The organism is Micromonospora yasonensis (assembly GCF_026013475.1).
GTDB classification, from domain to species: domain Bacteria; phylum Actinomycetota; class Actinomycetes; order Mycobacteriales; family Micromonosporaceae; genus Micromonospora; species Micromonospora yasonensis.
The window spans coordinates 1-5,610 of record NZ_JAPDPH010000330.1; the positions used below are offsets into that span (position 1 = coordinate 1).

Consider the following 5,610-nt stretch of genomic DNA (forward strand, 5'->3'; position numbering starts at 1 on the left):
GCGCCGGGCCGCTCCGGCCGTCCAGCTGGCGCACCGGGCCGCGCGCCCGCACGGGCGTCTCCACGGCTCCGTCCCGGGTCAGCACCCAGGCGGCCTGCTGCCGGCCCTCAAGGCCGAAGAGGACGGCCATCGGGCGTACGTCGAAACCGGTCACCTCCGGCCAGGGCAACAGCCGGGAGCGGTGCAGGTGCCGGATCAGCAGCCCACGCTCGCCGTAGTAGATGCCGACCAGGTGGAACCGGACCGCGGCGAGCAGAACCGCGACGGTCACCGCGACGGCGACGGCAATCGGCCCAGGCTGACGGACGGTCAGCCGTCCGGCGGCCAGCTCGGTTATCATCCCGGCCAACAGGACGGGCAGCGCCAGGCTGCCGTACAGGATGGCCACCCCGGCGACGACCTGCCGCCGCATTGTCCAGGCATCGACCCGTCTCCATCGCCTCACCCCGGTCACCCTAGCCGGTACGGGCGAACTCCATGATCCAGTTCGTCTCCCAGGTGCGCTCGCCGTCGACGGAGAACGCCTGCTCCCAGCGGCACGAGGTGGGCGTGATCCCGGACCAGATGAACCGGCACCGGATCGGCCGCCCCTCGTCGGTGTCGTCGCCGTAGAAGGTGCCGACGCCGTCGACGAACCGACCCACCACCGGCGGCAGTTCCAGGACGCCCCGGCGACTGTTCATCCAGTAGATCGACCAGAGCCCGGTCTCGGCGTCGCGGATGCGGACCGTCGACCCGGAGAAGCCGCGGGTCGGGAAGCGGATCTCGTCGAAGCTGCCGGCGCCGTCGAAGAACGAGTGCGCCACCGTGGTGCCGGGGAACTCGTCCCAGTCGTCGCTGCCGACGTGCCGCTTGGTCAGCCGCCGGCTGGCCACGTCCCAACTGCCGGCGAGGAAGTCGAAGTCGCCCATCAGCGGCCCACCGGCCCCTCGGCGCGGACGTCGGCCAGGTAGCCCGCCAGGTCCGGTCGGTCCGGGGCGAGGACGTGCCGGATCCAGGCGGTCCGCTCGTGCTCCAGCACGCCCAGCTCCCAGACGCAGCCCACGCCGGGGCGGTCCACCGGGACGAAGTGCGATGGGTCGTCGTCCGGGCAGTCCAGCGCGGGCTGGCCGGCGATGGCGATCCGACACTCCACCACGTTGTCCCAGAACCAGCTGTACGCCAGCAGGTAGGCGCCGGTGTCCGCGCCCCGGTGCAGCACCACCCAGCTCGCCGGCGGGGTGCCGCCGTCCGGCCCGGGCAGCAGCTTCGGCAGGTACGCGTACGCGGCCTCGACCACGGCGGGTTCGAGCCGCCGGTCGGGCTGGTCGATGTGGTAGCGCTTGACGTGCCGGCCGGTGACCTCGACGGTCCCCGGCACGGTCAGTTCCTTGTCGTGGAAGGCCATACCGGGACGGTAGGACGCCTCCCCTGACAGCTACTGTCAGCAGAATGCGGGCCAGTCGTCTCCTGTCCATCCTGCTGCTGCTCCAGGCCCATGGCCGGCTCACCGCCGCGGAGCTGGCGGACCGCCTGGAGGTCTCGGTGCGTACCGTCTACCGGGACGTCGAGGCGCTGCACGCCGCCGGCATCCCGCTGTACGGCGAGGCCGGCCACGCCGGCGGGTACCGGCTGGTCGACGGCTGGCGGACCCGGCTGACCGGGCTCACCGCCGAGGAGGCCGACCGGTTGCTCTTCGCCGGGCTGCCCGGGCCGGCCGCCGAGCTGGGCTACCAGTCGGTCGTCGCCACCCTGCAACTCAAGCTGCGGGCCGCGCTGCCGGCACCGCTCGCCGACCGGGCCGCTCAGCTCCAGCAGCGCTTCCACCTGGACACGCCCGGCTGGTACTCCGACGGCGACCCGTCGCCGTACCTGGCCCCGACGGCCGAGGCGGTGTGGCGGCAGCACCGGATCCGGGTGCGCTACCGCAGCTGGACCGGGGAGGTGACCCGGGTGCTCGAGCCGTACGGCCTGGTGCTCAAGGGCGGCCGCTGGTACGTGGTCGCCGCCCGGCCGGACCGGCCCGAGCCGGCCACCTACCGGGTCAACCAGATCCTCGACCTCACCCCGCTCGACGAGCCGTTCGACCGGCCCGAGTTCGACCTGCCCGGCTGGTGGCGGGCGCACGTGGTGGCGTTCCGGTCCCGGCTGCACCGGGACGAGGCCACCATCCGACTCTCCCCGCCCGGACGGGAGCGGCTGCGGGAGATCGCCAGCGACGCGGTGGTCGCCGCCGTGGACGCCAGCGCCGGGCCGCCCGACGACGACGGGTGGGTCCGGGCGGTCGTACCCATCGAGTCACTCACCCACGCGCACGGCGACCTGCTGCGGCTCGGCGCCGAGGTGGAAGTCCTCTCCCCCGCCGCGCTGCGCGACCGCCTCGCCGACACCGCCGAGGCACTAGCCGCCCTCTACCACCGCCAGAAGACGCCGCCCGCCTGACCGCCCGCGCCCCTCCGGAGGCCTCATCGCGCTGCTCGGCGGCCGCCCGCGCGCAGCGGCACCGCCACCCGGTTGATCAAGGACTTTGCGTCGGTGTCGATCTCCTCGGTGACGCAAAGTCCTTGATCAACGGGGCGGGGCGGGTGAGAGGTGGGCGGGGAGGGTGGGGTGGGTCAGGTGGCCTCGCGGAGGGCGGCAGCGACGGTGGCGAGGCCGCGGTCGAGGTCGCCGGGCGGGTTGGCGGCGTAGCCGAGGACCAGGCCGGGCGGCTGGGGACGCTGGCCGTGCCAGGACAGCGGCTGCACCTTGACGCCTCGGCGCAAGGCGGCGGCGGCCACCGCCACGTCGTCCACCTCGCCGGGCAGGGTGACCAGCAGGTGCAGCCCGGCGGCCGCACCGTGCACGACCGCGCCGGGCAGGTGGTCGCGGACGGCCCGGAGCATCGCGTCGCGGCGGCGTACGTGCCGGCGGCGCAGCAGCCGCAGGTGGCGTTCCAGCGCGCCGGAATCCATCAGCTCGGCCAGCACCAGCTGCGGCAGGGCCGCGTTGCCGAGGTCGGCCATCCGTTTGGCGGCCACCAGGGCGGCGTGGTGCCGGGGCGGCACCAGCACCCAGCCGATCCGCAGGGCCGGGGCGAGGAGTTTGGAGACGCTGCCGGTGTAGCAGACCCGGTCCGGCAGCATGCCGCGCAGGGCCGGCACCGGCGGCCGGTCGTAGCGGTGCTCGGCGTCGTAGTCGTCCTCGATGACCAGGCCGCCCCGCTCGGCCCAGCGCAGCAGCCGGCGGCGCCGGTCCCCGTCGAGCACCACGCCGGTCGGGAACTGGTGCGCCGGGGTGAGCATCACCGCAGGGGCGTGGGTGGCCTCCAGCCGGTCGACCCGCAGCCCGTGGGCGTCGACCGGCACCGGTGGGGTGTCCAGCCGCCAGTTGCGCAGGTGCTGGCGTACGCCGAGGGAACCGGGGTCCTCCACGGCGACGGTGTGCACGCCCTCGTCGTGCAGCACCTGGGCGAGCAGGCCGAGCGCCTGGGACACCCCGGCGGCGATCACCACCTCCGCCGGGTCGACCCGGATGCCCCGGTTGCGGGCCAGCCAGGTGGCCACCGCGAGGCGCAAGGCGGGGGTGCCGGTCGGGTCGCTGTACCCGAAGTCGGCGGGCGCCAGGCGGTGCAGCACGGCGCGTTCGGCCCGCAGCCAGGCCGCGCGGGGGAAGGCGGCCAGATCGGGTACGCCGGGCGTCAGGTCCAGCTCCGCCGGGGCGGTCCGCAGCGCGTCGAAGACGTCGGCGCCCGGTCGGGCGGCGAACACCTCGACCCGTTCCGGCGACGCCGGCGCGCGGGTGACCACGGCGGCGGGGGTGGCCACCACGACCGTGCCGGCGCGGCCCCGGCCGACGACGTGGCCGTCCTCGGTCAGCCGCTGGTACGCCTCGGTCACCACACCCCGGGAGACGCCCAGCTCGGCGGCGAGGACCCGGCTGGCCGGCAGGCGGGCACCCACCGGCACCCGACCGTCGGCGATGGCGGCCCGCAGCCGTCCGGCCAGCCAGTCGGCACGCCCGCCGGGCGGGGCGTCCCCCACGTCCAGCTGGAGGAAGTCGACACCGGCCGTTATGGACTCCTCCACTGTCGCTGCTTTGGCCCTGTCCACCGGGCCATTATGGCCGCAGGCTGGACGGCATGACCATCGCCTTCCTGTTGACCACGCTGGTCGTGGTGCTCACTCCGGGCACCGGTGTGGTGTACACCCTCTCCACCGCCCTCGCGGCGGGCCGGCGCGCCGGTCTCGCCGCCGCCGTCGGCGGCACGCTCAGCCTCGTACCGCATCTGGCCGCCGCGGTGACCGGGCTGGCCGCCGTGCTGCGCGCCGGCACCCCGGCGTTCCGGGTGGTGACCTGGCTGGGTGTGGCGTACCTGCTCTGGATGGCCTGGTCCGCGCTGCGCGACCGGACGCCGCTGGCGGTCGACGAGGCCCGCCCGCTCCGACCGGCCACGCGGGTGATCCGCGACGGCCTGCTGGTGAACCTGCTCAACCCCAAGGTGACCGTGTTCTTCGTGGCGTTTCTGCCGCAGTTCGTGCCCCCGGACGCGCCGGCGGCCCCCGGCCGGATGCTGCTGCACGGCCTGGTCTTCATGCTGGTCACGCTGCTCGTCTTCGTCGGGCTCGCCGTGCTGGCCGGCACGCTGCGCCGCCGCGTCCTCGCCCGACCCCGGCTGACCACGCTGCTGCGGCACGGCTTCGCGGGCAGCTTCCTCGCCCTCGGCCTCGGCCTGGCCCTGACCGCCCGATAAGGAGACTCCCATGCGATTCCGGCACTCCCCGCAGGTCTGGTCGACCTTCCCCGAGCTGAGCTGCGGCGTCCTGCACGCCGGCGACGTGGACCCCACCGTCGACCTCGGACGGTTCCTCGCCCGCCACGCCGACACGGCTCGGGCCCGCCTCGCCGCCGGACCGGAGGGCGGCTTCCCGGAGATCCAGGCGTGGCGGCGGGCCTTCGCCCGGATGGGCCTGCCGCCGACCCGCTACCGCTGCGCGGCCGAGTCGCTGCTGCGCCGGGTCCGCCGCGAGGGTGAGCTGCCGCGACTGCACCCACTGGTCGACCTGGGCAACGCCCTGTCCATCGGGTACGCGGTGCCGGTGGCCGTGCTGGACGTCGAGCGGATCGGCGGCGACCTGACGGTCCGCCCGGCCGGCGGCGGGGAGAGCTATCAGACCCTCGGCGGCGACGAGGAGCGCCCCGAGCCGGGCGAGGTGATCTTCGCGGACACGTCCGGGCGGGCGCACTCGCGGCGCTGGACGCACCGGCAGAGCGGCTGGTCGGCGGTGCGCGACGGCACCCGCGAGGTGCTGGTGGTGATCGAGGCGATGCACGACGGCGGGGCGGAGACGGTACGCCGGATGCTGGCGGAGCTGACCGACGTCCTGGCGGCACCGGGCCGCAGCGCGGTGCTCACCGCCGAGGCACCGGCCTACGAGCTGGCGCCGGCCGCACCGGCGGGCGGGTGAGGCAGCTCGTCGTGTCGGCGGTCCTCGTCGTCGGTCGCCATGAGCTCGTCGAACTCGGCCGGGGTGATCTCGCCGGTGCGCAGCCGGCGGGCGTTGGCGGCGAACCGGGCCACCGCGGCACCGCGCGGGTCGGGCGGGGTCACCAGGCCGCTCTGCACGCCGAGCGTGGTCGCTTCGTCGGCGA

General features: G+C 75.1%; 7 protein-coding genes and 1 pseudogene. 3 read left to right on the forward strand and 5 right to left on the reverse strand.

The genetic code is table 11. The features are described from left to right. From ONA70_RS34205 to ONA70_RS34215, 3 genes are all read right to left on the reverse strand, one after another. On the reverse strand, window positions 1–445 hold a 445-nt coding region (locus ONA70_RS34205), incomplete at its 3' end, for a hypothetical protein (protein ID WP_265010624.1). A 10-nt stretch (window positions 446–455) separates the two neighbouring features. Next, a complete protein-coding gene (locus ONA70_RS34210; protein ID WP_265010625.1) occupies window positions 456–911 on the reverse strand; it encodes a hypothetical protein in 456 nt (151 codons plus the stop codon). Beyond that, window positions 911–1,387, reverse strand: coding sequence for a hypothetical protein (locus ONA70_RS34215; RefSeq protein ID WP_265010626.1), 477 nt, complete (start codon window positions 1,385–1,387; stop codon window positions 911–913). The genes ONA70_RS34210 and ONA70_RS34215 overlap by 1 nt, the downstream gene beginning before the upstream one ends. A gap of 44 nt (window positions 1,388–1,431) precedes the next feature. Between ONA70_RS34215 and ONA70_RS34220 the strand changes: the two genes are divergently transcribed. Then, entirely contained in the window at window positions 1,432–2,421 is a 990-nt protein-coding gene (locus ONA70_RS34220) for a helix-turn-helix transcriptional regulator (RefSeq protein WP_265010627.1), read from the forward strand. A 173-nt stretch (window positions 2,422–2,594) separates the two neighbouring features. Here ONA70_RS34220 and pdxR read toward each other — a convergent pair whose 3' ends face one another. Further along, the gene (gene pdxR / locus ONA70_RS34225; RefSeq protein WP_265010628.1) at window positions 2,595–4,046 is read right to left on the reverse strand and encodes a MocR-like pyridoxine biosynthesis transcription factor PdxR; all 1,452 of its coding nucleotides are present in this window, start codon (window positions 4,044–4,046) and stop codon (window positions 2,595–2,597) included. A 53-nt stretch (window positions 4,047–4,099) separates the two neighbouring features. Here pdxR and ONA70_RS34230 point away from each other — a divergent pair, with 53 nt between their 5' ends. Next, window positions 4,100–4,711, forward strand: a complete 612-nt coding sequence (locus tag ONA70_RS34230; RefSeq protein ID WP_265010629.1) for a LysE family translocator — start codon at window positions 4,100–4,102, stop codon at window positions 4,709–4,711. A gap of 10 nt (window positions 4,712–4,721) precedes the next feature. Then, complete coding sequence (locus ONA70_RS34235) at window positions 4,722–5,426, forward strand: B3/B4 domain-containing protein (protein WP_265010630.1); 705 nt, start codon at window positions 4,722–4,724, stop codon at window positions 5,424–5,426. On the opposite strand, the pseudogene ONA70_RS34240 reads toward ONA70_RS34235, so the two are convergent. Beyond that, window positions 5,390–5,610, reverse strand: a pseudogene (locus ONA70_RS34240) (hypothetical protein); the annotation flags it as partial. The gene ONA70_RS34235 and the pseudogene ONA70_RS34240 sit on opposite strands and share 37 nt — an antisense overlap.